Annotated in this window: 26 protein-coding genes; 18 read left to right on the top strand and 8 right to left on the bottom strand. The window is 38.7% G+C overall.

Features of this window, described 5'->3' with window-relative positions; genetic code table 11:
* Positions 1 to 64: 64 nt before the first annotated feature.
* Together QV04_RS09215 and QV04_RS09210 are read left to right on the top strand one after the other, a co-directional pair.
* The gene (locus tag QV04_RS09215; RefSeq protein WP_065231252.1) at positions 65 to 646 is read left to right on the top strand and encodes an NAD(P)H-dependent oxidoreductase; all 582 of its coding nucleotides are present in this window, start codon (positions 65 to 67) and stop codon (positions 644 to 646) included.
* A 375-nt stretch (positions 647 to 1,021) separates the two neighbouring features.
* Positions 1,022 to 1,960: an alpha/beta fold hydrolase gene (locus tag QV04_RS09210; RefSeq protein WP_065233406.1), complete on the top strand. Its 939-nt coding sequence runs from the start codon at positions 1,022 to 1,024 to the stop codon at positions 1,958 to 1,960.
* Here the strand turns inward: QV04_RS09210 and QV04_RS09205 are convergent.
* Positions 1,950 to 2,273, bottom strand: a complete 324-nt coding sequence (locus QV04_RS09205; protein ID WP_065231254.1) for a DUF5389 family protein — start codon at positions 2,271 to 2,273, stop codon at positions 1,950 to 1,952. The two genes, QV04_RS09210 and QV04_RS09205, sit on opposite strands and share 11 nt — an antisense overlap.
* 76 nt (positions 2,274 to 2,349) lie before the next feature.
* Here QV04_RS09205 and QV04_RS09200 point away from each other — a divergent pair, with 76 nt between their 5' ends.
* The 3 genes from QV04_RS09200 (at position 2,350) to ubiA (ending at position 4,927) form a co-directional block, all read left to right on the top strand.
* Entirely contained in the window at positions 2,350 to 3,207 is an 858-nt protein-coding gene (locus QV04_RS09200; protein WP_039172768.1) for a rhomboid family intramembrane serine protease, read from the top strand.
* Positions 3,208 to 3,286: 79 nt separating this feature from the next.
* A complete protein-coding gene (locus tag QV04_RS09195) occupies positions 3,287 to 4,054 on the top strand; it encodes a DeoR/GlpR family transcriptional regulator (RefSeq protein ID WP_065231255.1) in 768 nt (255 codons plus the stop codon).
* 12 nt (positions 4,055 to 4,066) lie between these two features.
* A complete protein-coding gene (gene ubiA / locus QV04_RS09190; protein WP_065231256.1) occupies positions 4,067 to 4,927 on the top strand; it encodes a 4-hydroxybenzoate octaprenyltransferase in 861 nt (286 codons plus the stop codon).
* 12 nt (positions 4,928 to 4,939) lie between these two features.
* On the opposite strand, the gene tusA is transcribed toward ubiA, so the two are convergent.
* Entirely contained in the window at positions 4,940 to 5,179 is a 240-nt protein-coding gene (gene tusA / locus QV04_RS09185; protein WP_039172776.1) for a sulfurtransferase TusA, read from the bottom strand.
* 75 nt (positions 5,180 to 5,254) lie between these two features.
* Here tusA and pepQ point away from each other — a divergent pair, with 75 nt between their 5' ends.
* Genes pepQ through hemG form a run of 3 tightly spaced genes read left to right on the top strand, consistent with a single transcriptional unit; the run spans position 5,255 to position 7,724 of the window.
* Positions 5,255 to 6,577 carry a Xaa-Pro dipeptidase gene (pepQ, locus tag QV04_RS09180; protein WP_065231257.1) on the top strand — a complete coding sequence of 441 codons (1,323 nt, stop codon included), beginning with the start codon at positions 5,255 to 5,257 and terminating at the stop codon, positions 6,575 to 6,577.
* Positions 6,578 to 6,587: 10 nt separating this feature from the next.
* On the top strand, positions 6,588 to 7,199 hold the full coding sequence (locus QV04_RS09175; protein ID WP_013746123.1) for a YigZ family protein: 612 nt from the start codon (positions 6,588 to 6,590) through the stop codon (positions 7,197 to 7,199).
* Positions 7,200 to 7,208: 9 nt separating this feature from the next.
* Positions 7,209 to 7,724 (top strand): menaquinone-dependent protoporphyrinogen IX dehydrogenase, encoded by a 516-nt coding sequence (hemG, locus tag QV04_RS09170; protein WP_039089399.1) that lies wholly within the window; start codon positions 7,209 to 7,211, stop codon positions 7,722 to 7,724.
* 55 nt (positions 7,725 to 7,779) lie between these two features.
* Here hemG and rpsT read toward each other — a convergent pair whose 3' ends face one another.
* Positions 7,780 to 8,043 (bottom strand): 30S ribosomal protein S20, encoded by a 264-nt coding sequence (gene rpsT / locus QV04_RS09165; RefSeq protein WP_013746125.1) that lies wholly within the window; start codon positions 8,041 to 8,043, stop codon positions 7,780 to 7,782.
* A gap of 284 nt (positions 8,044 to 8,327) precedes the next feature.
* On the opposite strand from rpsT, the gene murJ reads away from it, so the two are divergent.
* The 6 genes from murJ (at position 8,328) to nagE (ending at position 17,176) form a co-directional block, all read left to right on the top strand.
* Positions 8,328 to 9,893, top strand: a complete 1,566-nt coding sequence (gene murJ / locus QV04_RS09160) for a murein biosynthesis integral membrane protein MurJ (RefSeq protein ID WP_065231282.1) — start codon at positions 8,328 to 8,330, stop codon at positions 9,891 to 9,893.
* Between the two features lie 177 nt (positions 9,894 to 10,070).
* Entirely contained in the window at positions 10,071 to 11,009 is a 939-nt protein-coding gene (gene ribF / locus QV04_RS09155) for a bifunctional riboflavin kinase/FAD synthetase (RefSeq protein ID WP_065231258.1), read from the top strand.
* A gap of 138 nt (positions 11,010 to 11,147) precedes the next feature.
* Positions 11,148 to 13,967, top strand: coding sequence for an isoleucine--tRNA ligase (gene ileS / locus QV04_RS09150; protein ID WP_065231259.1), 2,820 nt, complete (start codon positions 11,148 to 11,150; stop codon positions 13,965 to 13,967).
* Positions 13,968 to 14,044: 77 nt separating this feature from the next.
* A complete protein-coding gene (lspA, locus tag QV04_RS09145) occupies positions 14,045 to 14,545 on the top strand; it encodes a signal peptidase II (RefSeq protein ID WP_065231260.1) in 501 nt (166 codons plus the stop codon).
* Positions 14,542 to 15,486, top strand: a complete 945-nt coding sequence (ispH, locus tag QV04_RS09140) for a 4-hydroxy-3-methylbut-2-enyl diphosphate reductase (RefSeq protein ID WP_065231261.1) — start codon at positions 14,542 to 14,544, stop codon at positions 15,484 to 15,486. Before lspA ends, ispH begins: the two co-directional genes overlap by 4 nt.
* A 211-nt stretch (positions 15,487 to 15,697) precedes the next feature.
* Positions 15,698 to 17,176: an N-acetylglucosamine-specific PTS transporter subunit IIBC gene (gene nagE / locus QV04_RS09135; RefSeq protein ID WP_039161599.1), complete on the top strand. Its 1,479-nt coding sequence runs from the start codon at positions 15,698 to 15,700 to the stop codon at positions 17,174 to 17,176.
* Between the two features lie 61 nt (positions 17,177 to 17,237).
* Here the strand turns inward: nagE and murB are convergent, their stop codons facing one another.
* The 5 genes from murB to recO all read right to left on the bottom strand — a co-directional run bounded on the left by murB (position 17,238) and on the right by recO (position 23,069).
* Positions 17,238 to 18,269, bottom strand: a complete 1,032-nt coding sequence (gene murB / locus QV04_RS09130; RefSeq protein ID WP_065231262.1) for a UDP-N-acetylmuramate dehydrogenase — start codon at positions 18,267 to 18,269, stop codon at positions 17,238 to 17,240.
* A 4-nt stretch (positions 18,270 to 18,273) separates the two neighbouring features.
* Positions 18,274 to 18,630, bottom strand: coding sequence for a diacylglycerol kinase (locus tag QV04_RS09125; RefSeq protein ID WP_039089404.1), 357 nt, complete (start codon positions 18,628 to 18,630; stop codon positions 18,274 to 18,276).
* An 8-nt stretch (positions 18,631 to 18,638) separates the two neighbouring features.
* Positions 18,639 to 20,864, bottom strand: a complete 2,226-nt coding sequence (gene relA / locus QV04_RS09120; protein ID WP_065231263.1) for a GTP diphosphokinase — start codon at positions 20,862 to 20,864, stop codon at positions 18,639 to 18,641.
* Between the two features lie 162 nt (positions 20,865 to 21,026).
* The gene (gene rlmD / locus QV04_RS09115; protein WP_065231264.1) at positions 21,027 to 22,334 is read right to left on the bottom strand and encodes a 23S rRNA (uracil(1939)-C(5))-methyltransferase RlmD; all 1,308 of its coding nucleotides are present in this window, start codon (positions 22,332 to 22,334) and stop codon (positions 21,027 to 21,029) included.
* 3 nt (positions 22,335 to 22,337) lie between these two features.
* Positions 22,338 to 23,069: a DNA repair protein RecO gene (gene recO, locus QV04_RS09110; protein ID WP_065231265.1), complete on the bottom strand. Its 732-nt coding sequence runs from the start codon at positions 23,067 to 23,069 to the stop codon at positions 22,338 to 22,340.
* 180 nt (positions 23,070 to 23,249) lie between these two features.
* Here recO and QV04_RS09105 point away from each other — a divergent pair, with 180 nt between their 5' ends.
* The 4 genes from QV04_RS09105 to QV04_RS09095 form a co-directional block, all read left to right on the top strand.
* Positions 23,250 to 24,293 (top strand): YeeE/YedE family protein, encoded by a 1,044-nt coding sequence (locus QV04_RS09105; protein ID WP_065231266.1) that lies wholly within the window; start codon positions 23,250 to 23,252, stop codon positions 24,291 to 24,293.
* A gap of 38 nt (positions 24,294 to 24,331) precedes the next feature.
* Positions 24,332 to 24,553, top strand: coding sequence for a sulfurtransferase TusA family protein (locus tag QV04_RS09100; RefSeq protein WP_039094712.1), 222 nt, complete (start codon positions 24,332 to 24,334; stop codon positions 24,551 to 24,553).
* A gap of 816 nt (positions 24,554 to 25,369) precedes the next feature.
* Positions 25,370 to 25,618 (top strand): hypothetical protein, encoded by a 249-nt coding sequence (locus QV04_RS11825; RefSeq protein ID WP_231924868.1) that lies wholly within the window; start codon positions 25,370 to 25,372, stop codon positions 25,616 to 25,618.
* Positions 25,513 to 26,060: GA-like domain-containing protein (locus QV04_RS09095; protein ID WP_197494821.1), on the top strand; the 548-nt coding region annotated here is incomplete at its 3' end. The genes QV04_RS11825 and QV04_RS09095, both read left to right, overlap by 106 nt.

Below are 26,060 nucleotides of genomic sequence, written 5' to 3'. Positions count from 1 at the left end.
GCCTTTTAGGCGGGTTTTTTTATGAATATGAGGTTATATTTGTTTAATAAATAAGGAGATTTTGATGAAGTTTTTATTATTAAATGGTGGAAAAGCATTTGGACATTCTCAGGGGAAACTGAATACAACATTACATAATATAGCGAAAGAAACTTTGCTTGCATTAGGTCACGAAGTTCAAGAAACCATAATTGATGCCGGTTACGATATTAATCAAGAAATTGAAAAATTTTTATGGATGGATGTGGTGATTTGGCAAATGCCTGGTTGGTGGATGGGTGAACCGTGGATTGTGAAAAAATATATTGATGAGGTCTTTACTTTTGGTCACGGAAAATTATATCAGAGTGATGGTCGTCATCGGGTAAATCCGACAGAAGGTTATGGCACTGGTGGTTTGTTGCAAGGTAGGAAACATATGTTGTCATTAACTTGGAATGCACCGATTGAAGCATTTGAACGTGAAGGTGATTTTTTTGAAGGCAAAGGTGTAGACGGTGTATATTTGCATTTTAGAAAAGCAAATGAGTTTATTGGTCTTTCAGCATTGCCTACGTTTATTTGTAATGATGTTATTAAAAATCCGAATGTGGAACATCATATTACTGAGTATAAAGCACATTTAAATAAATTATTTGCTAAATAAAATCAGAGAGGATAAAGTCTTTAATAGACTTTATCTTTTTATGGTATTCACCTGCGTGGCTTATCCTTTGGGCAATGATAGTGTAAAAATATTACCATTTATTGGAATAAACTAAATTCTTACCTGAAGAATTGCTCTTTGCTACTGATTCGTCGCATAATAAAGACAATTCTGAGGAAATAATTGCTGTTTTACAGATTAATAGTAGATAATGGTGGTTATTTAATAGTTTCTTTATTTCAGAATATTGGGGTAATATCAATATCGGTTAATAAAAAATTATTATGCCAAAATGAATATTGCCGGAAAGTGTTAAGCTGACATTATTTGGTGGATGGTATATTTGAAAATACAATATTTTATTAAAAAATAAATATGGTAAAAAAAGATAATTTTAGTCAATTTGTTCAACAACATCTATTACCTTTTGTTGAAAATTTTCCTATTCAATATATTGAGGCGAATCAGAAGAAAAAAATAGCTTTCAGATATTTTACTCATCAAACTCATCAAAAATTAATTGTATTGGTAAATGGTCGTGCAGAAAATATTTTAAAATGGAGTGAAGTTGCGTATGATTTTTATCAGCAAGGATTTGATGTGCTATTATTTGATCATCGTGGGCAAGGATTTTCTGATCGTTTATTAAGGGATCGAGAAAAAGGATACATTGATCGATTTCAATATTATTTAGATGATATGGATTTAGTGATACAAACTGTTCTTCGACAAAAAGTGTATTCAAAACAATATCTTCTGGCTCATTCAATGGGAGGTTTAATTTCAACTTGTTATTTGGCTAAATACCCACATCAATTTAATAAAGTTATTTTATCCGCGCCATTTTGGGGATTACCGCAGAAAACGGTAAGAAGAGATGAAATTATTGTTGCGATAATGACATTATTAGGTTTTTCTCAACATTATGTTTTTGGTAAAGGTGCATATAAGGCAGCTGATTTAGAAACAACGTTATTGAGTCATAGTAAGGAACGAATGTCATTTATGAATGAAATTGCTGAAAAATACCCGAATGTTCGTCTAGGTGGACCGACATTTTCTTGGGTACATCAATGTATTATTATGTTCTCAAAATTAAAGAATATTATTGCTAAAATTAAAGTTAAGACACTTATTTTACAGGCGGAACAGGATTTAATTGTTTCTAATACAGCAATAAATGAATTGTCGACCTATTTCTCTAACGTAATATTAAAAGATATTGAGAAATCAAGACACGAAATATTATTCGAAACAGATGATATTCGTCAATCCGCCTTTAGAGAAATTATTGATTTTCTTTCTAAGGATTAAAACCTTGTATTGCAATAATTAGTATTGCTAAATAGAAAAGAACAAAACAGATAGCTAATAAATAATAAGCTAATTTAGGTTTTCTTAGATGAAGTTTATAAATTATTCTGGCTAAAATAAATAGTACCAGAGGATAACTCCACATAAAGATAGACATATTATTAATTTCTGTCTGTGATAATGTTGGATTGTTTTTCAATGAAGGTGATAATAATAAAGATAATGGCCATAGGAAAGCTGGAATACAAAAAATAGCGATAGCCCAAGAAAATTTAGAAAAGCCTTGCGGAAAATTATTTTTTCGATTACGCATAATAATTAAATGTAGATATTAGTGATCAATGCTAGCAGTATAGCGAATTTTATAAATAAGAACTAGGATTAACATTATGTATTACCTTTTTAGTACCTCTCAACAACAGTTGGCAATTCGATTTCAGCAGTTTATTCGACAGCAATATCAACAGCAAATTGAGATAAGAGAGGAAAAGGGCGTGTTTCATTTGTTTATATCTGAGCAGAGTGGGAAAATCGTTGAGATTAAACAGGTTGCGGAGCAATTTTTAGCGAATCCGGAAGATGAGCGTTTTTACCGCTCTGATTGGCAGCAAGAGAGCCAGATCTCTTGGCAAGAACTATGGAAACCGTTGTTGGTAACAAGTTCTCGTTTTAGATGGAATACATTATGGCAAAATAAATTTTGTGCATTTATTACTTTAGTCTGTATTTTTGTATTTGCTTTAACTTACACTGATTGGCAACAACAAATTTTTTTCTATTTCCATTTCCCAGTGTTTCCGGAGCAGCAGTTTGAACTTTGGCGTTATTTTTCTCATAGTTTAGTGCATCTTTCTCTGACACATATTTTGTTTAATTTAATGTGGTGGTGGATTTTTGCCGGTTTGATTGAACGTTATCAAGGCACATTTAAACTATGTGAACTCTACACTATTTCGGCAATAACGAGTGGTATTGCTCAATATTGCTCGTCTGGAGCAGATTTTTTTGGGTTATCTGGTGTGGTTTATGCTGTGTTGGGGTATGTTTTTATCGCAAATTATTTTGATCCGAAAAAGCAGTTTGCAATTCCAAGTGGGTTTGGTTTGTTTTTGATTATTGGGATTGTATCTGGTTTTTTTGCGCCTTTAGTTGGTATTGCGATAGGAAACAGCGCGCATATTGCCGGATTAATTACCGGATGTGTTTTATCCGGCATTGATGTTTGGCGACAAAAAGCAGTGAAATAATTTTTTTACAAAAATTTAATGAAAAGATATTCAATTTGGGTAGAATGACAACCAATAATTACAATAATGTGAGGCAGTTATGAAACAGGCAATACGCCACAACCGGATTATTGAGTTAGTAAAATTGCACGGTTATATTAGCACAGAAGAGCTCGTTTCTGAGCTTGATGTTAGTCCTCAAACTATTCGTCGTGATCTCAATGAGCTGGCAGCACAGAATCAAATTCGTCGTCATCATGGTGGTGCCGCTTCGCCTTCCAGTTCTGAAAATAGTGATTATGCTTCCCGTAAGACACTACTTTCTCAGGAAAAAGATTGGATAGCCAAATGTGTTGCGCAACATATTCCTAATGGTTCATCATTATTTATTGATATTGGCACTACTGCGGAAGCAGTTGCGAAAGCATTATTGAATCACGAAAATCTGCGTATCGTGACCAATAATTTGAATGCGGCTCATATTTTAATGGAAAAGGAGAATTTTCAAATTATTATTGCCGGAGGTGGTTTACGTCCGGATGGAGGAATTATTGGCGAAGCGACAATGCAATTTATTGCTCAATTTAGATTGGATTTCGGTATTTTAGGGATTAGTGCTATTGATCGAGATGGTTCATTACTTGATTATGATTACCACGAAGTGCAGGTGAAACGCACAATTATTGAAAGTTCACGTACCAGTATTCTTGTTACCGACCATTCTAAATTTTCTCGTAATGCGATGGTTCGATTAGGGGCAATAACAATGTTTGATTATCTGTTTACTGATAAAACATTGCCGAATGAAGTGGCAAAAGTGGTTGAAAACAGCAGTTTGGTGGTTGAAGTTTGCCCACGTCCTGAGTAAAGATACTATTTTATGAAATTACTAAATAAATGGCGAAGTTACATTCAGCTAATGCGTTTGGATAAGCCTATTGGCTCGTTTTTGTTATTGTGGCCGACATTGTGGGCGTTATTTTTAGCCTCAAAAGGTATGCCGGATGTTAAGATTTTGTTCATTTTTATCTTAGGCGTGGTCTTTATGCGTTCGGCAGGTTGCGTGATTAATGATTATGCGGATCGTCATATTGACGGCAAAGTAAAACGTACTTCGCAACGGCCTTTAGCAATCGGAGCTATATCAGAAAAAGAGGCGAAAATATTATTTGTGCTATTGATACTGCTCTCATTTTTCCTCGTTTTACAACTTAATCTCTATGCGATAGTGTTGTCTGTAGTAGCTGCGGTATTGGCGTTCATTTATCCGTTTATGAAGCGTTATACTCATTTGCCGCAACTCTTTTTGGGGGCGGCATTTGGCTGGTCAATACCGATGGCTTATGGCGCAACAGCGGCTTCTCTGCCATTATCTTGTTGGCTTTTATTTTTAGCGAATTTAGCGTGGACAATTGCTTATGATACACAATACGCTATGGTGGATCGTGATGATGATTTGCGTATTGGCGTTAAATCAACTGCAATCTTGTTTGCAGAATATGACAATAAAATCATTGCGTTATTACAGATTGCTACATTAGCTGTTCTGGTTTATCTTGGAGTGGAACAGCAGTTGTCGAAAGGTTATTTCATTGGTTTATTGCCGGCGTTAGGTTGTTTTATTTATCAGTGTCGTCTGACAAAACGACGTACTCGTGAGGAGTGTTTCAAGGCATTTTTAAATAATAACTATGTTGGAATGTGGATTTTTGTCGCAATTTTAGTAGGAATTTTAGGATAAACGAAAAGGGGATTATTTCCCCTTTCTGATCCAATAACGATAAGGTGTTTGTTCGATTTCACTTTGTAACAATGTATGTTCCATAAATTGACAGAATCCTGGAATATCACGAGTAGTTGCCGGATCATCGGCAATAATAAGCAAAATTTCTCCGTTCTGCATTTCACGAATTTTCTTTCTTACTAACATTACCGGTTCTGGACAACGTAATCCTTGTGTATCAAGTGTTTGATTAATTTCTAATTCGGTCATATGATTGCTGCTGATTATTAATAAAAGCAGTAATGATACTGCATTTTCACGTAATATGGGATAGTGGAGTAGAGAATGGAAACATTATTTAATGCTCATTTGGCACGAGTTCAAACAATTATACAGGAAGCTTTATCCAGCTGTCGGCTTGATGGCGTATGGATTTATGCTGGTCAGGCTGATTATTATTTTATGGATGATCAAACTAAAACTTTTCGTATTAATCCCTATTTCAACTATGTTGTGCCGATGCCACAGGCTGAAGGAAGTTGGTTGTTTTTAGACGGTTATAGCATACCAAAACTCTATTTTTATCAGCCAAAAGATTATTGGTATTTTGTTGAAACATTGCCGAATGCGTTTTGGTGTAAACAGTTTGAATGGGAAGTATTTACCTACCCGGAACAGCTGCAACAGGAAGTTAATAATCGTAAAAATTGTGCATTTATTGGCGAAGATGAGTCCTTGGCAAAATCATTTGGTTTTTATTCAGTTAATGACCGTAAATTATTGAATATTTTGAATTATTATCGTGCTTATAAAAGTGAGTATGAAATTGAATGTATTTTTAGAGCACAGAAACCGGCATTGTTAGGACATCAAGCGGCTAAACAGGCGTTTGAGCAAGGGAAAAGTGAATTTGAAATTAATGCAACGTATTTACAGGCAAGTCAGCAGTCGGATTTAAATGTGCCTTACGGTAATATTATCGCCTTGAATGAACACGGCGCGGTGTTGCATTATAATCGCTTATCTCACCAAGCGCCGGAAACTGTCAACAGTTTCTTAATCGATGCCGGCGCAAGTTATCTTGGTTATGCTTCAGATATTACGCGCACCTATCAACAACAAACACAACCCATATTTGCTGAATTGTTGTGCGGAATGGAACAAATTAAGCGCGATATTATTGCCGATTTGCGTGTCGGGCATAACTATTTGGGCTATCACACTCAGTTGCAACAACGAATTGCAGAATTATTAGCGGAAAGTGAATTAGTAAAATTACCGGCACAACAGATTTTTGATTTGGGCATCAACCGCGCATTTTTGCCGCACGGTTTAGGGCATCTTCTCGGTTTGCAGGTGCACGATATTGGTGGATGGCAGCAGAATAAACGAGGCGCGATTAAACGTCCGCCGGAGGTGTATCCGAGTTTGCGTTGTACCCGAGAATTGGCGGAAGGAATGGTGTTGACGATTGAACCCGGCTTCTATTTTATTGATTTATTATTGCAGCCTTGGCGACAAAGTGAATATGCAAGCAAAATTGATTGGGCAATGATCGATGTTTTAAAAGCATTCGGTGGTATCCGTACAGAAGATAATATTGTGATGAGAACTGAAGGTGCGGAAAATTTAACCGTCAAAATGGAACAACAATTAGGACTGTCATAAAAGGAGAATTATGCAATACCCGGTGTTAAAGTCTGCGGTCACCTTTAGTGAGGAAATCAAAAAAAGTCGATTTATTACCTATCTACAGCCGGTATCGGGAATGGAGGAGGCGAAACAGTTTTGGCAGCAAATACGGCAACAACATCCTGATGCGCGTCATCATTGTTGGGCTACGGTTGCCGGCACTCCGACCGATTCGCAACAGTATGGCTTTTCCGATGATGGAGAGCCGTCCGGCACTGCCGGTAAGCCGATGTTAAATTTATTGCTGGGCAGTGGTTTAGGCGAAGTTTGTGCAGTCGTGGTGCGCTATTATGGCGGCATTCTGCTTGGTACCGGTGGATTAGTGAAAGCTTACGGTAATGGCGTACAGCAAGCTTTAAAGCTGGCGGAAACCACAATTAAGATTGAGCGCAAATCGTATCTTCTTATTTGTGAATATGCGCAATGGGCGTGGTTGGAAGCGCTGTTGAAACAGTATGATGCACAAATTAGCTCGCAACAATTTACCGATCAGGTCAGGTTACAGCTGGCGATCGCTGAACAACAGGCAGAACAGTTGGCGTGGCACATTAATGAACGTTCCGCCGGGCAACTTACATTACAGTTATTGGAAGACTGAGATATTTTTATGAAAACATTGATTTTATATCTTACTCACGATGGGCAAACCCGAAAAATTGCTGAAGCGATTGCAGCCAAGTTAAATGGGCAATCTGTATTGGTCAATTTAGCGGAAAATATGCAGATTGATCTTGCACCTTATGATCGCGTTGTTATCGGCGCGTCTATTCGCTATGGGAAGTTCAGCACTCAATTGTATGATTTTATTCAGCAGCATCACTCCCAATTACAAGCGAAAAAAGGGGCGTTGTATACTGTCAATCTAACTGCAAGAAAAGCGGATAAAAATACACCGCAAACCAATGTTTATACGAGGAAATTGTTGGCGAAAATTAATTGGCAACCACAGTTGGTTCAGGTATTTGCCGGCGCATTGCTTTATCCACGTTATGGTTGGTTTGATCGGATGATGATTCGTTTTATTATGAAAATTACCGGCGGCGAAACCGATCCGACAAAAGAGATTGAGTATACCGATTGGCAACAGGTTGCACGTTTTGCGGAGCGCTTACAGCAACTTTGAACAGACAATAAAAAACCGCCAAATTGGCGGTTTTATTTTTAATCCAAAAAAATCATTAAGCTAATTTTTTGATTTGTGCAGATAATTTAGATTTGTGATTTGCTGCTTTATTTTTGTGGATTAAGCCTTTAGAAGCCATTCTATCCACAACTTTTTGCATTTCAACAAAAGCTGCTTCTGCAACTGCTTTATCCCCAGCGGCTACTGCTGCATAAACTTTTTTGATGTAAGTACGCATCATTGAGCGGCGGCTGGCGTTATGTTGACGGCGTTTTTCAGATTGAATCGCACGTTTTTTTGCTGACTTGATATTAGCCAAGGTCAAACTCCCAAAATTTCTAATTAATTACACTAAAAATGAAAGGCGTAAAATATGCCTATTTTTTAAGCCTTTGTCAATCAATTTATCGCTTGATGCCGTAAATTTGCTTCGAGAGTAAGCAAGGCAATAGCTAACTTGCTTTAGTGAGACACAACCAAAGTAAGCCATTAAAAGGCGGCGTGATTTTAACAGTTTTTCCGGTGAGAATATAGCTTAAAAAGTAAAAATATATACAATGTGCAATAATTTTTATGAAGTCAGACCGAATTGTGGTGGTTATTTTGAGCAAAGGATTATTAAAATCAGGTATCGTTGTTAGCAGTATGACATTGCTTTCACGCGTGTTGGGCTTAATTCGTGATGTGGTGATCGCGAATTTGTTAGGGGCCGGTGTCGCTGCGGATGTCTTTTTATTTGCAAACCGTATTCCTAATTTTTTGCGTCGTCTGTTTGCTGAAGGGGCATTTTCTCAGGCATTTGTGCCGGTGTTGGCGGAATATCAGAAAGAGGGAGATTTGGATAAAACCCGTCAATTTATTGCCAAAGTATCCGGCACCTTGGGTGGCTTGGTTACCGTTGTAACTTTATTAGCAATGATTGGCTCACCGTTGGTCACTGCGGTTTTCGGTACTGGCTGGTTTATGGATTGGTTGAACGGTGGCGCGGATGCCGAGAAATTTACTCAAGCCTCATTATTATTAAAAATTACCTTCCCTTATTTATGGTTTATTACGTTAGTGGCGCTATCCGGCGCAATTCTTAATACTATCGGCAAATTTGGTGTAATGTCGTTTTCGCCGGTGTTGTTGAATGTGGCGATGATCGCCGCTGCGCTCTTTATTGCACCGAGATTGGACAATCCGGATATTGGTTTAGCGATAGGGATTTTCTTGGGGGGATTGCTGCAATTTTTATTCCAACTCCCTTTTTTAAAACAGGCTGGATTGTTGGTAAAACCAAAATGGGCGTGGAATGATTCTGGTGTGAAAAAAATTCGCACTTTGATGATACCGGCCCTATTCGGCGTATCGGTAAGTCAAATTAATCTTTTATTGGATACCTTTATCGCTAGCTTTTTAATGACTGGTTCAATCAGCTGGTTATATTATTCTGATCGTTTGTTAGAGTTTCCTTTAGGTTTGTTCGGAATCGCTATTTCGACCGTTATTTTGCCGACTTTATCACGTCATCACGTTAATAAAGATAATATACAAAGTGAGCAGGCTTTTCGCCAAACATTGGATTGGGGCGTACGGATGATTTTATTGCTTGGCGTGCCGGCAATGGTCGGTATTGCTTTATTGGCACAGCCAATGTTATTAGTATTGTTTATGCGTGGCAATTTCTTACTTTCTGATGTGCAAGCGGCTTCTTATTCATTGTGGGCATTCAATGCCGGACTACTGAGCTATATGCTCATAAAAATTTTAGCAAATGGTTATTATGCTCGTCAGGATACTAAAACACCGGTGCGTTACGGTATTATTGCAATGGTTAGTAATATGGGGTTTAATTTATTGGCTATTCCTTTCAGTTATGTCGGTTTAGCAATGGCATCGGCAATGTCGGCCACGTTGAACGCTTTTCTGCTTTATCGTGGTTTGTTGCACCGACAGGTCTACCATTTCTCTGCACAAAGTTTATACTTTTTTTTAAAAGTGGTGATTGCTGCTGGGGTAATGGGAGTTGTATTGTTTTACTTTACACCGCATATTGCCGCTTGGCAAACAATGACAATAATGTGGAGAGTGATCTGGTTAGCAGGGTTGATTACTGTTGCTGCGATTTGTTACTTGTTGTTATTGATAATATTGGGTATCAGAAAAAGCGATTTATTGGCACATTAATATGAGTATTTTGCAATCTTTGTGGATGATTTTTGCCAGTGCTTCTTTTGCGGCAATGGCGGCATTTATGTGCTTATGCCACTAAAAGATAGGTCGACACTGCTGTTTTACACTATTTAACAATCTGCGTATAATACCGACATTTTTGTAACCTTTTCCAATAGCAAACAGATCATAATGCGATTAATTCGAGGTCTTTATAATTTACCTACTTTCCCTAACGGGTGTGCGCTGACTATCGGGAATTTCGATGGTGTACATTTAGGGCATCAAACTATTTTGCGTCATCTCAAGCAAAAAGCACAACAATTAGGATTGCCGGCAGTAGTGATGTTATTTGAACCACAGGCAAAAGAGTTTTTCTTAAAACAGAAAGCGCCGGCGAGGTTAATGAGATTACGTGATAAATTGACCGCATTGGCTCAATTCGGTATCGATTATGTTTTCTGTGTTCCTTTCAATGCAGCTTTCGCACAACAAAGTGCAGAACAGTTTATTCAACATTATTTAATTGAAAAATTGCGTGTTAAATTTTTAAGCATTGGTGATGATTTTCGTTTTGGCATTCATCGTAGTGGTAATTTTGCAACATTACAAAAAGCCGGCAAACAATACGGTTTTCAAGTGGAAAACAATGCCAGTTACTGTTTAGCACAACAGCGTGTGAGCAGTACCGCAATCCGTGAGGCGTTGGCACAGGATAACTTGGAACAGGTTGAGCAGATGTTGGGACGACCTTACAGCATTTTAGGACGAGTGGTGCACGGCAATGAACTGGGCAGAACAATCGGCTTCCCAACCGCCAATATCGGACTGCATCGTAATGTGAACCCGATTCAGGGGGTTTATGCGGTGGAGGTTAAAGATAAGGCAAACCATCATTATTATGGTGTTGCCAATGTCGGAAATCGCCCAACCATTAATGGATTTAAACCGTTGTTGGAAGTTCATTTGTTTGATTTTAATGGTGATCTTTATGGGCAAACGTTGGAAATTTTCTTTAAGTTGAAATTACGTTCAGAAATTAAATTTCCTTCATTTGAGGCACTGCAACAACAGATTAAGTTGGATGCGGACAATGCGAAACGTTATTTTCAACAAAATCGGCAAAAATAACGGAAATTTTTGATAACTTTGTTTGCATAGCGATCTAAAAAAGGCTATAAAAGAGCGTTTAAAGATGAAAATAACGGCAATTCTGCCGGAAAAAATTTAGCAATTTTGATTTAACTTTATTAATTACGGAATATTCTAATGTCTAAAGATACAACTGATTACAAAAGCACATTGAACCTGCCTGAAACAGGTTTCCCAATGCGTGGCGATTTGGCAAAACGTGAGCCGGCTATGCTAAAAAATTGGTATGATAAAAACCTTTATCAAAAAATTCGTCAGGCAAGTAAGGGTAAGAAAACCTTTATTTTGCACGATGGGCCTCCTTACGCTAATGGAACAATTCATATTGGACACGCAGTAAATAAAATTCTGAAAGATATTATCGTTAAATCAAAAACTGCATTAGGTTATGACTCTCCTTATATTCCGGGATGGGATTGCCACGGATTGCCGATTGAATTAAAAGTGGAGGGGTTGGTTGGTAAACCGAATGAAAAAGTGAGTGCAGCGGAATTCCGTGAAGCTTGTCGTGTTTATGCTAAAGAACAAGTGGAAGGTCAGAAAAAAGATTTTATCCGTTTAGGTGTGCTTGGCGATTGGGATCATCCTTATTTAACAATGAATTTTGAAACCGAAGCCAACATCATCCGTACTTTGGCAGATGTGATTAAAAATGGTCATCTTTATAAAGGCTCTAAACCAGTTCATTGGTGTTTGGATTGTGGTTCAGCTTTGGCAGAAGCGGAAGTGGAATATTATGATAAAACTTCACCGTCTATTTATGTTCGCTTTAATGCGGTGGATGAAAATGCAGTATTGGCTAAATTTAATTTGAGTGAAAAAGGCGAAGGAAAAATTTCTGCTGTCATTTGGACAACCACACCTTGGACATTGCCGTCAAACAGAGCAATTGCTCTGCACCCTGAATTGGAATATCAATTGATTCAGGTAAATAGTGAACGTTTAATTCTCAACACCGAATTGGTAGATAGCGTAATGAAAGCTATTGGCGCAACAGATTACAAAGTATTGGGCGTTGCAAAAGGGCAAGATCTTGAGTTATTACAATTCCAACATCCGTTCTATGATTACAGCGTGCCGTTTATTTTGGGTGATCACGTTGGCAATGATGCCGGTACCGGTTTGGTTCATACTGCACCGGATCACGGTCAGGACGACTTTATTGTTGGTCAAAAATATCAATTACCAATGGCAGGATTAATCGGTAATGACGGTAAATTCAACAGCCAAGCGAAATTCTTTGCCGGTGAAAATGTGTTTGATGCCAATCCGTTGGTAGTAAACAAATTGGAAGAAGTGGGTGCATTGTTGAAGCTTGAGAAAATTACTCACAGCTACCCACACTGCTGGCGTCATAAAACGCCGATTATTTTCCGTGCAACACCGCAATGGTTTATCGGTATGGAAACTAAAGGGTTACGCGCGCAAGCATTGAAAGAGATTAAAGGTGTGCGTTGGGTACCGGATTGGGGACAAGCTCGTATTGAGGCGATGGTAGAAAATCGCCCTGATTGGTGTATTTCCCGTCAACGTACTTGGGGAGTGCCATTAACACTGTTTATCCATAAAGAAACAGAAGCATTGCATCCACGTACATTAGAATTAATTGAAGAAGTGGCAAAACGTGTGGAACAAAAAGGTATCCAAGCGTGGTGGGATTTGGATATTAATGAAGTATTAGGAGAAGATGCTAAAGATTATCAAAAAGTGCCGGATACACTTGATGTATGGTTTGATTCTGGATCAACCTATTCTTCAGTAGTGAAGCATCGTGCTGAATTTGGCGGTAATGATGTTGATATGTATCTTGAAGGTTCAGATCAACACCGTGGTTGGTTTATGTCTTCATTAATGTTATCAACAGCAACGGATAATAAAGCACCTTATAAACAGGTACTTACACACGGCTTCACCGTTGATGGTCAAGGACGCAAGATGTCTAAATCAATCGGAAATATTGTAACTCCGCAAGAAGTAATGGATAAATTTGGCGGCGATATTTTGCGGTTATGGGTTGCATCAAGTGATTATACTGGTGAAATTGCAGTATCGGATGAAATCTTTAAACGAGCAGCAGACACCTATCGTCGTATTCGTAACACTGCACGTTTCTTATTGGCAAACTTAAACGGTTTTGATCCTAAGCGTGATATGGTTCAACCAGAAGAGATGATCGTTTTGGATCGTTGGGCAGTTGCTTGTGCATTGCAGGCACAAAATGACATTAAAGAAGCCTACGATAATTATCAATTCCACGAAGTGGTGCAACGTTTGATGCGTTTCTGTTCAATTGAAATGGGTTCATTCTATTTGGATATTATTAAAGATCGTCAATACACCACGAAAGCGGATAGTCTGGCACGTCGTAGCTGTCAAACTGCGTTGTATCATATTGCGGAAGCATTGGTGCGTTGGATTGCTCCAATCCTATCCTTTACCGCCGATGAAATTTGGCAATATTTGCCGGGAGAACGCAGTGAATTTGTCTTTACAGAAGAGTTTTATCAAGGTCTATTTGCCTTAGCTGATAATGAAGAGATGAATGATGCTTACTGGCAAGAAGTGTTAAAAGTAAGAGCGGAAGTTAACCGTGTGCTTGAACAGGCTCGTAACGATAAAGTGATTGGTGCAGCATTGGCGGCGGAAGTAACGCTTTATGCAAATCAGCATTATCGCGAATTATTGGCAAAATTAGCATCTGAATTGCGTTTTGTATTAATTACCTCAAAAGCAGAAGTGAAACTGTTGGAAGAGGCGGATGTTGCTGAGGGCGAATTAAAAGGTTTAGCAGTGAAAGTTGTGGCTTCTAAAGATGAAAAATGTCCGCGTTGTTGGCATTATTCCGATACCATCGGACAAAACAACGAGCATCCACATCTTTGCGCACGTTGCGTAGATAACGTGGTGGGACAGGGTGAAACCAGACAGTTCGCTTAATTTTTAATGTTGTTTAAATAAGATAATCACTGTTAAGCTTTGCTTGGCAGTGATTATTTTTATACAAAGGAGAATAAATGAAAAAACAGGCAAACGGTTTAGTTTTTTTATGGCTAAGTGTTGTCGCTTTTATGTCGGATTTGTTCACTAAGTGGTTAGTGGTTTCACACTTTGAGCTATATGAAAGTGTCAATATTCTACCAATTTTTAACCTGACCTATGTTAGGAATTATGGTGCAGCATTCAGCTTTTTGGCTAATCATAGCGGTTGGCAAAAATACTTTTTTGTATTAATTGCGGTTGTTATTTCAGCATTATTACTATTTTGGTTAGCGAAAACACCACGTCAAAAGATCTTGCTTAACAGTGCTTATGCTTTAATTATCGGTGGTGCATTAGCCAATATGACGGATCGTCTTTATCACGGTTTTGTGGTCGATTTTCTTGATTTTTATTGGCAAATTTATCACTATCCGGTGTTTAATGTTGCAGATATTGCAATTTGTGTTGGGGCAGGATTACTGATCCTCGATTATCTGAAGAATGAACGCAAACAGGTAAAAGGAAAGGACGAATGAAAATTATCTTAGCAAATCCGCGAGGTTTTTGTGCCGGTGTAGATCGCGCTATCAGCATCGTGGAATTGGCGTTGGAAATTCACGGCGCACCGATTTATGTACGTCACGAAGTGGTACATAATCGTTTTGTAGTGGACGGTTTACGTCAGCGTGGTGCAATTTTTGTCGAAGAGTTAAGTGAAGTGCCTGATGGATCGATTGTGATTTTTTCAGCACACGGTGTTTCTCAGGCTGTGCGTCAGGAAGCGAAAGAGCGTGATTTAAAAGTGTTTGATGCAACCTGTCCGTTAGTAACGAAAGTACATATGCAGGTAGCAAGAGCAAGTCGAAAAGGCACAAAAGCAATTTTAATTGGTCACGAAGGGCATCCTGAAGTGGAAGGTACAATGGGACAGTACGATAATCGTGAAGGCGGAATTTATTTAGTGGAAAATGTGGAGGATATTGCTGGATTGCCACTCTCAAATCAGGATGATCTCACCTTTATGACACAAACAACCTTGTCGATTGATGACACTGCCGAAGTGATTGAAGCGTTAAAAACGAAATATCCAGCAATTCAAGGGCCACGCAAAAATGATATTTGCTATGCAACAACCAATCGTCAACACGCCGTTAAGGAGCTGGCAAAGCAGTCTGATTTAGTTATTGTGGTCGGCTCAAAAAATTCATCAAACTCTAACCGTTTGGCAGAACTAGCTTCTCGTATGGGGGTGTCATCTAAGTTAATAGATGATGCTGCTGATATTGATCCTCAATGGCTAGAGAATATTAATGTGATTGGCATTACTGCAGGCGCATCCGCACCGGAAGTGTTAGTGCAATCAGTGGTGAATCGTTTATTGGAACTCGGTGCAATAACAGTTGAAGAGTTGGAAGGTTGTGAAGAAAATACGGTATTTGAGGTGCCGAAAGAATTGAGAGTTACTGAAGTAAATTAAGGAAATGCCGTTGTTATATTCAATGAACAACGGTTTTTTCTTTCTATTAAACGGAATGAAGTATCACTTCATTTTTTTTCATTTTTTAAGTGATCGCTATCACACTTCTAATAATCTGTGTTTTACTTCATTTTTATGGACTTCTATACTGAAACTGATTAACAAAGATAAATCAATCTTTGTATTAAAACTAAACAATGAGGATATTGTTATGAGTATGTTATCTTATTTACAAAAAATAGGTCGAGCCTTGATGGTGCCGGTTGCAGCATTGCCGGCAGCAGCTATTTTAATGGGGATAGGCTATTGGATAGATCCGGATGGTTGGGGAAGCAATAGCGCTCTGGCATCATTATTGATCAAATCAGGTGCTGCAATTATTGATAATATGTCGTTGTTATTTGCGGTTGGTGTTGCATTTGGTCTTTCTAAAGATAAACACGGCTCAGCAGCATTATCAGGTTTAGTCGGTTATTTAGTTGTTACCACTTTGCTTTCTCCCGGTGCAGTTTCTCAACTACAAGGTATTCCTTTAGATCAAGTGCCGGCAGCATTCGGTAAAATTAATAACCAATTTATCGGTATTTTGGTTGGTATTATTTCTGCGGAACTCTATAACAGATTTTCTCACGTTGAGTTACATCAAGCATTGGCATTTTTCAGCGGTAAACGTTTAGTACCGATTGTTGTTTCTTTCGTGATGATTTTAGTGTCATTTGTATTGCTTTATGTATGGCCGGTGATTTTTAACGGATTGGTCAGTTTTGGTGAATCAATTCAAGGTTTAGGGGCAACCGGTGCTGGCATTTATGCCTTCTTCAATCGTTTATTAATTCCTGTCGGTCTACATCACGCTTTGAATTCTGTATTCTGGTTTGATGTTGCCGGAATTAATGATATTCCTAACTTCCTAGGTGGGGCAAAATCATTGGCGGAAGGTAAAGCGGTGCTTGGACAAACAGGTATGTATCAAGCCGGTTTCTTCCCAATTATGATGTTCGGTTTGCCGGCAGCGGCATTGGCGATTTACCATAGTGCTAAACCGTCTAAAAAAGCATTGGTCGGTTCAATTATGTTTGCAGCAGCATTGGCATCATTCTTTACTGGTGTTACTGAACCGTTGGAATTCTCCTTTATGTTTGTTGCACCGTTGCTCTATTTAATTCACGCACTATTGACCGGTATTTCCGTATTTATCGCAGCAACATTCCACTGGATTGCAGGTTTCGGATTTAGTGCCGGATTGGTGGACTTAGTGTTGTCTTCTCGCAATCCATTGGCAACAGAGTGGTATATGTTGATTGTGCAAGGTCTGGTGTTTGCGGTGATTTACTATCTATTGTTCCGCTTCGTGATTAAAGCATTTAATTTAAAAACACCGGGACGTGAAGAAGATAGTGCAGATAGCGCCGGTGTCACAACGAAAAGTGCCGCAAGCCAAGATAATGAACAGGCAAAAGTTGAACGCGCACAAGCATTTATCACCGCGCTTGGCGGTAAAGGTAATATCAAAGAAATCGATGCCTGTATTACCCGTTTACGTTTGATTTTAGTGGATCGCAATAAAATCAACGAAGCGCAGCTCAAAGCATTGGGCTCAAAAGGAAATATTAAATTGGGCGATAACGCCTTGCAGGTTATTTTAGGACCGGAAGCAGAGCTTGTTGCCGATCAAATGAAAAAACTCTAATCGTTAGCGTAAGATGATGAATAACAACGTTAAAGTCGAAAGGCTTTAACGTTGTTTGCATTTAGGCAAGAGAAAAATCAATTTCACCATTGTTACCGATAAAACGAACTTCAGGCTGTAACACCACACCAAAACGTTCGGCAACGTTATGACAAATATAACGGGCAAGTGCGACCACATCCGAACCGCTTGCCCGTTCTTTGTTAATGATGACTAATGCTTGTTTATCGTGCACCGCCGCACCACCTAACTGATAGCCTTTTAATCCACAACGATCAATCAACCAACCGGCAGCCAATTTGACTGAACCGTCCGCTTGAGGATAGTGAGGAATATCCGGATACTGTTTTTGCAACCATTGAAATTGCTCCGCAGAAACCAGAGGATTTTTGAAAAAACTGCCGGCACTGCCAATTTTTTTAGGATCAGGCAATTTCGCCTGTCTGATGGCACAAACTTGTTGAAAAACCGCTTTAGGTGTGAGCTGTTTTGGATCTAACCGTGCTAAGTTTCCGTAATGTAAAATTGGTTCCCACTGTTTTGCTAATTTAAAATACACGGCAATTACTGCATAATGATCACGATATTGATGCTTAAAAATACTCTCACGGTAACCAAATTGACATTCATTATTTTGCAATACAAATTGTTTACCAGTAGATAGGTCAACTACTTCAACAGCTTGGCAAACATCTTTTAACTCTACACCGTAAGCTCCGATATTTTGCACCGGTGCCGAACCAACACATCCCGGTATTAATGCTAAGTTTTCTAAACCACCGATATTCTGTTCAACACAGTAACTGACAAATTGATGCCAATTTTCACCACTGCCGACTTTAAAATAGTGGAAATCCGCATCGGTGTGATATTCAATGCCTTTAATGCGATTTAACAGCACCACGCCGGAAAAATCTTCGGTGAACAAGACATTGCTTCCTTCACCCAACAGTAAAACCGGTAATTGCTGATGTTGAGCCTGTTGCCATAAATGCGATAACTCATCAACTTGATCGACCTGATAAATCTGTTTCGCGGATGCTGGAATAGCAAAAGTGTGATATGGCTGTAAATTTGTTCCAAGATTAATCATTTAGCTAACCTAATAAAATAATTAACCAAACTAGCCCACAAGTTACCATTGCCACAAAAACTGCGGCAGAACCGAGATCTTTAGCACGACCAGAGAGTTCGTGATATTCCTTGCCAACACGGTCGACAATCGCTTCCAAACCACTGTTAAGAAGCTCAATAGCGAAAACCATTAATACGGAAGAGACCATCAATGCGATCTCAATTTTGTTTTTCCCAAGCCAAAATGCGAGAGGAATCAAAATAATAGCAGCGCCGACTTCGTGGCGGAATGCGGCTTCATATTTAAATGCGGCACGTAATCCCTGCATTGAATATTTTGCCGCTTTAAAAAAATGAGTTAATCCAGTGTATTTTTGCATAATGTTCCTTAATTAGTGATGCGTTTTGCTTCAATGACATCATCCAGTTTTGCCAAACGAGATAAAATTTTGCTTAACATCTGTACATTGCTGAGTTCGATTTGCATATCAATAGTAGCAATTTGGCGTTTGGTATCACTACGGCTACTCACGCCTAAAACACTTACTTTTTCATTGGCTAAAACGGTTGTAATGTCGCGCAATAATCCATTACGGTCGCTGGCAATAATCCGAATACCAACGTGAACACCATAAGAATAGCTATCTCCCCAAAGAGCTTCTACGATGCGTTCTGGATTGTTCGCCTGTAATTCCGCTAGCTGTTCACAATCAGAACGGTGAATAGAAATGCCTCGTCCTTGAGTGATGTAGCCAACAATATCATCGCCCGGAATCGGTTGACAACAGCGAGCGATATGATGCATTAAATTGCCGACACCTTCAACGACAACGTGTCCTTTTTTCTTCTCTTTCTGTTGCTGAATATTGTTAGCACTTTTATTAGAGATATGTTTTAGAATCTCCTCATCAATTTCTGCATTTGATGGTTTCAGCAATTTTCCTTGGAGGAAATTGATTAATTGGTTTAATCGAATATCACCGCCACCAATGCCGGCATAAAGATCATCCAGATTACGCAAGTTATATCGTGGCAAAGCGTACTGTTCGATCTGTTTCTGTGTTAAACCGATACGATTCATTTCGCTTTCTAACATTTCTCGACCAGCAGGGATATTTTTATCGCGATCTAGTTTTTTAAACCAAGCGTGGATTTTCGCTCTAGCTCGGGCAGTATGCACAAAGCCTAGGTTAGGATTGAGCCAATCGCGACTTGGGTTTGGATTTTTTTGTGTGATGACTTCAATTTGATCGCCCATTTGTAATTGATAAGTGAATGGTACGATTCTGCCGGCAACTTTGGCACCGATACAGCGATGTCCGATTTCGCTGTGAATAGTGTAAGCAAAATCCAATGGAGTTGAACCTGTTGGTAAATCAATGACTTCACCTTTCGGGGTAAAGACATAAACTCGATCATCAAACACCTGACTACGCATTTCAGCAAGCACTTCGCTAGAGTCAGCCAAATCATCTTGCCACGCCAATAATTTGCGTAACCAAGCAATTTTTTCTTCATAACCGCTGCGACCGGCAGTTGCACCCTCTTTATATTTCCAGTGCGCCGCCACACCGAGTTCGGCATCATCGTGCATTTTTTGAGTACGAATCTGTACCTCTATCGGTTTTCCGCCTTTACCTAATACAACAGTGTGGATAGATTGATAACCATTAGGTTTAGGGTTAGCGATATAGTCATCAAACTCTTTTGGTAAATGTTTAAAATGGGTATGGACAATACCTAACGCGGCATAACAATCCTGTAGTTTCTGTACGATAATGCGCACTGCTCTAACATCATAAAGATCACCAAAAGCGAGATTTTTTTTCTGCATTTTACGCCAAATACTATAAATATGTTTTGGACGACCATAAACCTCAACTTCAGAAAGGCTTTCTTTAAGGTAATGGGTTAATTCCTGCACGAAGTCTTGAATATACTGCTCACGATCTAAACGGCGTTCGTGTAGTTGATTAGCAATATGGCGATATTGCTCAGGGTGTAAATAACGGAAGCAGTAATCCTCCAATTCCCATTTTAGCTGTCCAATCCCCAAACGATTCGCCAATGGCGCATAAATATTGGCACACTCTTTCGCCGCTAACACTTTATCTTCTTCACTGATTCGGCTGTCAGCGGTGCGTAAAAAGGTAATGCGTTCAGCAAGTTTAATCACAACGCAGCGGAAATCTTCCACCATCGCCAACAGCATTCGCCGAATATTATCAATTTGTACGCTATCTGAACAACGATTGGTATTGAGTTGACGAATATTATCCATTTCAAAAACACCGTGAACTAATTTCTTAATGGTTATGCCGAAATGTTCTTGTAAATCATCGAGGGAAAGAATTTTGTTCTCAAGAAACGGGAAGAACAGTGCTGCGAGTAGGGAATTTTCATCCATATTTAGTTCTGAAAGGATAGAAACCATTTCAACACTGTTAGAGAGAATATCTTGAGCGTGATCGTTATCCGTAATTTTAGGATGAAGATATTGCCAAGCTTGAGTTAATAAGCTTCTAGTACGATCCGCTAAAGTAAGCGAATTTAACCAATCTTCAAAAACGAAATGACGTAAATTTGTTAAATGTGTTTCTCTTACTGCGACCATCTTCTTCTTCCTGTTTTTATTGAAAACATTATTCCGCTAATCATACCGCCCCAATGATGTAAATATCAAACTGATCGGACAAACTTTTCGCCTTCAAGCAGACACTTTTATTATCAAATGGAGTAGTTCTATTTGAGTCTATTTTGCGGGAAAAGTTTAAATTTATTTTGAAAACAGCGTGATAGATTCTAAATGTCCGGTTTGCGGAAACATATCAATCATTGCGCTTTTCTCTAAATGGTAACCGTTTTCCACCAATATTTTTGCATCACGTACCAAAGTTGCAGGATTGCAAGAAACATAAAGAATTTTCTCCGCTTGCAACTCAATAAGGTGGTTTAACACAAAAGCTGCACCGCTGCGAGGCGGATCAAGCAAGATTTTATTAAATTTTTCTTGTGCCCAATTTTGATTGGCAAAAGGTGCGCTTAGATCAGCTTGGTGAAATAACGCATTTGTAATCTTGTTCTGTTGTGCGTTGTAACGTGCTTTTTCCACCATCTGTGCTACGCCCTCAATACCGACAACACGTTTACTCTGTTGCGCCAATGGCAAAGTGAAATTTCCCATACCACAAAAGAGATCCAATATCTGATCATCTGCTTGCGGATCAAGCCAATGCAACGCAGTTTGCACCATTCTTTCATTAATTTGTTGATTAACCTGAATAAAATCACGAATATCAAAAAAGAGTTTTAATGCGCCGATATGGTAATAAGGTCGTGCTTCTGTCCACGCTGAAACCTGTTGTTCTTGCTCACTCACGAACAGCATTAGCTGATATTGTTGCCCAAATAATTGTAATTTTTTGGCATCATTAGCGTTTAATGCACCTAAATGACGTAAAAACAGTGCGACACCATTATCTGCTGCGACTAATTCAATATGCCCCAATTTTCTCGGTTGTTGCCATTGTTGCAGCAGTTGTGTAAGCGCTGGCAACAGTGCCGATAATGCCGGCACCAGCACTGGACATTGGCTGATTTCAACCAGCTGATTACTCTGTTTTTGCCGAAAGCCGAGCTTAATTTGCTTGGTAGTCGCGACATATTGCACACTTAATCTGGCACGGCGGCGATAATGCCACTGTTCACCGCTTATCATTGCTTCAGTTTTTACTTCAGGAGCAATTTTTTGTAACTGTCGCATTAATGCCTGTTCTTTGGCACGGCGTTGCATTTCAATCGGAATATGCTGCATTTGACAACCGCCGCACTGCTGATAATACGGGCAGCGAGGTTCAAGGCGTTGTGTCGATGTTGTCAGACGCTTGGTCGCCTTGCCGACACCATATTGGCGTTTTTCTTCTTGTATCGTGAACTGCACTTTTTCGCCCGGCAGCGCATCTGCAATAAACCAAGTTTTGCCCTCAATTTTGGCAATGCCCAACCCTTGATAATCCAAAGATTCAATTAACGCCGTTTTGTTTTTTGCAGATGTTTTTGTTGTAGCTTGATAAAACAGAACCATAATTTATTTGCTAGGATATAAAATATTTAAATGTTGTTGAAATAATTCCCGACTTTTCAAAGGCTTACCGCCTAAAAACGGTTTTAATGCAATGCGAGTAAAGCGTTTAGCCGCTTGTAAGGTCTCTTTTTCGTTAAAACTTAAATTAGCAAACGCCTGCAGATCTCGTCCGTAAAAAGTGAGATTATTTTTGATTAATGAAGCGATAAAGCCTTTTTCTTCCCGATATTGATAAGTCATTTCAGCGGCAACCGGCTCACCGCTGCCGGCACAATGTTCAAAATCTATACCATATCCGAGCGCTTTTAACAGCATAAATTCAAAACGTCTTAATGTTGCTTCCACTTGATTTCCATTTGTAGCCAGTCCGGTAAGACAACGTAAATATTCGTGAAACAGTTCCAAATAGGCTGTTTCTTGTTCTAATGTTCTCACTAGCAATTCATTAACATAAAAACCACTGTATAAAGCTACTGTTTGCATCGGTAAGGTAACGGAAATTGCTTCTACTTTAGTTAAAATTTTTAACTGTCCGCGACCGCTCCAACGTAACAGCAAGGGCGTAAAAGGTTGTAATAAACTCTTTACCGAAGAACGTTTGGTTCTTGCTCCTTTCGCTAAGAGCGTGATACAACCATAATGTTCAGTAAAGAGATCTACCAGCAAACTGGTTTCACTATATGCTCGGCGATGTAATACAAAGCCACGTTGCCAATTATCGATGATACACCTCATAGAGAAGAAAAAACGATATTTATTTTAACAGAAAACATTGTGTATTAAGTTGAGAAAGAACTTTTTTATAACAAATTTCCATATAAATGATGAATTTGTTATTAGACGTCTGGCAATCTATATGGATAAATATAACGCACATCAAACATTAATTAAGTTCTATGAGTGAGGAAAAAGACTATGTTAAGTGGATTAATCATTGGAATTTTGCTTGGTTTTATACTTCAACGAGGTCGGTTCTGTGTTACTGGCGCATTTCGAGATTTATATGTGAGTAAAAATAGTCGTATGTTTACTGCATTTTTAATTGCTATTGCGATTCAGTCTATCGGCTTATATACCTTGCAGGCATTTGGAATGTTCACTGTACCACAAGGTTCGTTAGCGTTAAATGCGGTCATTATCGGTGGTTTTCTGTTCGGTGTCGGGATTGTTTATGCCGGCGGATGTGCGACCGGAACGTGGTATCGTGCCGGTGAAGGCTTATTTGGCAGTTGGGTGGCATTATTGACTTATGCTTTATCAGCGGCAGCGACAAAATATGGTTTATTAAAAAGTGTTAACCAAGAACTAAAACAGAACCCATTTCCTGATCATACTATTGATCAAACTTTAGGCATTTCAGCGTGGTGGTTGGTATTGGTTTTAGTAACGGTAACAGCGTGGTTGACTTATAAACAGTTGCGTAAGCCAAAAATGAAAATTGCTACTTTACCGGCAAAACGTTCTGGTTTAGCACATTTATTATTTGAAAAACGTTGGCATCCTTTCTTTACAGCGGTTCTAGTTGGTGTAATTGCATTATTAGCGTGGCCACTTAGTACTGCTACCGGTCGTCATCACGGTTTAGGCATTACTTCACCGACTGCTGGGTTAGTTCAATTTCTCACCACTGGCGATAGTCAATATATCAATTGGGCGACTTTTTTAGTGCTTGGTATTTTAGTTGGCTCATTTATTGCAGCAAAAGGCGCTAATGAATTTAAATTCCGTATTCCAGATCAAACCACAATTATTCGCAGTGCTTTTGGAGGAGTGTTAATGGGATTTGGAGCCAGTTTAGCAGGAGGTTGCTCAATTGGAAACGGTTTAGTCGAAACGGCAATTTTTTCTTGGCAGGGCTGGATTTCATTAATTGCAATGATATTAGGTACTTGGTTTGCTGCTTATTTCACCATTATTCGTCCAAGAAAAAATAAGGTATTAAAACCACAATTAGCTTAATTACAACTTAATGACAAATAGAAAAAAGGAAATTTATTATGCGTGTTGAATTAGAAACTTCAGGTTTAGTTTGTCCATTCCCATTGGAAGAAGCGAAAGAGGCGATTGCCAAATTGAATAAAGATGATGAGTTAGTTATTACCTTTGACTGTACTCAAGCAACTGAATCGATCCCACAATGGGCTGCCGAATCGGGCTATCAAGTGACAGAGTTTGAACAGACTGGTGAAGCAAGCTGGCGAATTGTTATTCAAAAATAATGTTAAAAATTTAAATTTTATCCCATTAAGGAAGTATTTCTTAATGGGATACCTGTATGACAACCATCATTAAATAACTCCATAACAAAGAAACATTTCTCCTGAAAGATATATTTATTGATAGATATTACCTTATTTACTGATTGTTGTTATTTATCAATATAGTTAATAACTCTTATTTTATACATATGAATACATATCTTTTGTTTAAAAAATAGATAATATTATATTAATAATATGTAAAAAATATCATATTTTTATAAATAAAATAACTGGTTAAGATTTGAAAAAGTGTTTGTTTTAATGCAAACGTTTTCTATCATCGCCTACTACTACTACTACTACTACTACTACTACTACTACTACTACTACTACTACTACTACTACTATTTTGACAGCCTTGCTTTTATTAGATAGTATGCGCACTTTTGTGAATAGTTTAATCTATTTTCATTGTAGATAACTATAATGAATAGGGATCATCTTCAATTTTTATAGATTAGATGGCACAAGAAAAACGTTAAATAAATTTATCATCAGCCAAAAAAGGAGGGCTCTAATGAGTCTAATTTTAATCAAAGCAAAATCAGGACAGCGAATTGATTTAAGCAAAGTTGCCAAAAAAGCAAATATGTTGAATTAGCTGTTGTCGGAGAAGAGTATCACGTTATAGACAGTGAAACGGGGAAAACTCCAGAAGATTTACAAGTTTCCCGTTCAGGCAGTGATCTCATCATAAAAAGCAAAAAAGACAAGATTGAAGTTATCATAGATGAATTTTGGGGCGAATGCAGCGCAGAACAGCAATGCTTTGCGGTGTTTGACAGTGCGGCACAAGGCACAGAGCAAGGCAAAGTAATCGTTACCCAAGTTGAAGCGGAAATGAGTGGTTTTAGTAGCAATGATATTGCCAGTGGAACGTTAACTACCAGCTTAGAAAATGGACAAAGTTTTAGCCCTTGGACATATGTAGCCGGTGCAGCAGCATTGCTCGGTGGTATTGCATTAGCCGCAGGCGGTGGAAGCAGTGGTGGCAAGGGATCATCCCATACGGGGGGGGGGTAGAAAGCACTAAGATTACCGCCGCCAAAGACGCAGTTAAAGCCGCCGAAGAAGCCTACCAACAAGCCAAAAATCTTCTAGATAAAGCAAAAGAAGATAACCAAATCACAGCCGAAGAAGAGTCAGCCCTTAAAAAAGCAAATCAAGCAATAGAAGACGCAAAAACAAAGGCAGAAGAAGCATTAAAAAACCTACCTAAAGAAAAACAAGAAGAGCTAAAAGAAAAATTAGATGCAGTTAATCCCATTGAAATTCCCGAGAATGGTGGAAATTCGTCAACAGGTTCAGAACCAACAACTCCAAAAGGCCCTACAGGCAATCAAGACAGCACAGGAACAGACAAACCGGATGTTGGAGGACAGGATAAAGATCCAGACACCACAAAACCGGCAGCACCAACCGATTTACACCAAGACAACAGCGGCATGAACACCGTGATTAGCGG

It is taken from the genome of Gallibacterium genomosp. 1 (genome assembly GCF_001678575.1).
Taxonomy (GTDB): Bacteria; Pseudomonadota; Gammaproteobacteria; order Enterobacterales; family Pasteurellaceae; genus Gallibacterium.
The sequence above is the reverse complement of the archived record's forward strand: the minus strand, read 5'-3'. Positions and strand labels throughout refer to the sequence as shown.

Coding starts and splice junctions, on each gene's coding strand:
- QV04_RS09215 (WP_065231252.1), top strand. CDS start 65: ATGAAGTTTTTATTATTAAATGGTGGAAAAGCATTTGGACATTCTCAG.
- QV04_RS09210 (WP_065233406.1), top strand. CDS start 1,022: ATGGTAAAAAAAGATAATTTTAGTCAATTTGTTCAACAACATCTATTA.
- QV04_RS09205 (WP_065231254.1), bottom strand. CDS start 2,273: ATGCGTAATCGAAAAAATAATTTTCCGCAAGGCTTTTCTAAATTTTCT.
- QV04_RS09200 (WP_039172768.1), top strand. CDS start 2,350: ATGTATTACCTTTTTAGTACCTCTCAACAACAGTTGGCAATTCGATTT.
- QV04_RS09195 (WP_065231255.1), top strand. CDS start 3,287: ATGAAACAGGCAATACGCCACAACCGGATTATTGAGTTAGTAAAATTG.
- ubiA (WP_065231256.1), top strand. CDS start 4,067: ATGAAATTACTAAATAAATGGCGAAGTTACATTCAGCTAATGCGTTTG.
- tusA (WP_039172776.1), bottom strand. CDS start 5,179: ATGACCGAATTAGAAATTAATCAAACACTTGATACACAAGGATTACGT.
- pepQ (WP_065231257.1), top strand. CDS start 5,255: ATGGAAACATTATTTAATGCTCATTTGGCACGAGTTCAAACAATTATA.
- QV04_RS09175 (WP_013746123.1), top strand. CDS start 6,588: ATGCAATACCCGGTGTTAAAGTCTGCGGTCACCTTTAGTGAGGAAATC.
- hemG (WP_039089399.1), top strand. CDS start 7,209: ATGAAAACATTGATTTTATATCTTACTCACGATGGGCAAACCCGAAAA.
- ribF (WP_065231258.1), top strand. CDS start 10,071: ATGCGATTAATTCGAGGTCTTTATAATTTACCTACTTTCCCTAACGGG.
- ileS (WP_065231259.1), top strand. CDS start 11,148: ATGTCTAAAGATACAACTGATTACAAAAGCACATTGAACCTGCCTGAA.
- lspA (WP_065231260.1), top strand. CDS start 14,045: ATGAAAAAACAGGCAAACGGTTTAGTTTTTTTATGGCTAAGTGTTGTC.
- ispH (WP_065231261.1), top strand. CDS start 14,542: ATGAAAATTATCTTAGCAAATCCGCGAGGTTTTTGTGCCGGTGTAGAT.
- nagE (WP_039161599.1), top strand. CDS start 15,698: ATGAGTATGTTATCTTATTTACAAAAAATAGGTCGAGCCTTGATGGTG.
- murB (WP_065231262.1), bottom strand. CDS start 18,269: ATGATTAATCTTGGAACAAATTTACAGCCATATCACACTTTTGCTATT.
- QV04_RS09125 (WP_039089404.1), bottom strand. CDS start 18,630: ATGCAAAAATACACTGGATTAACTCATTTTTTTAAAGCGGCAAAATAT.
- relA (WP_065231263.1), bottom strand. CDS start 20,864: ATGGTCGCAGTAAGAGAAACACATTTAACAAATTTACGTCATTTCGTT.
- rlmD (WP_065231264.1), bottom strand. CDS start 22,334: ATGGTTCTGTTTTATCAAGCTACAACAAAAACATCTGCAAAAAACAAA.
- recO (WP_065231265.1), bottom strand. CDS start 23,069: ATGAGGTGTATCATCGATAATTGGCAACGTGGCTTTGTATTACATCGC.
- QV04_RS09105 (WP_065231266.1), top strand. CDS start 23,250: ATGTTAAGTGGATTAATCATTGGAATTTTGCTTGGTTTTATACTTCAA.
- QV04_RS09100 (WP_039094712.1), top strand. CDS start 24,332: ATGCGTGTTGAATTAGAAACTTCAGGTTTAGTTTGTCCATTCCCATTG.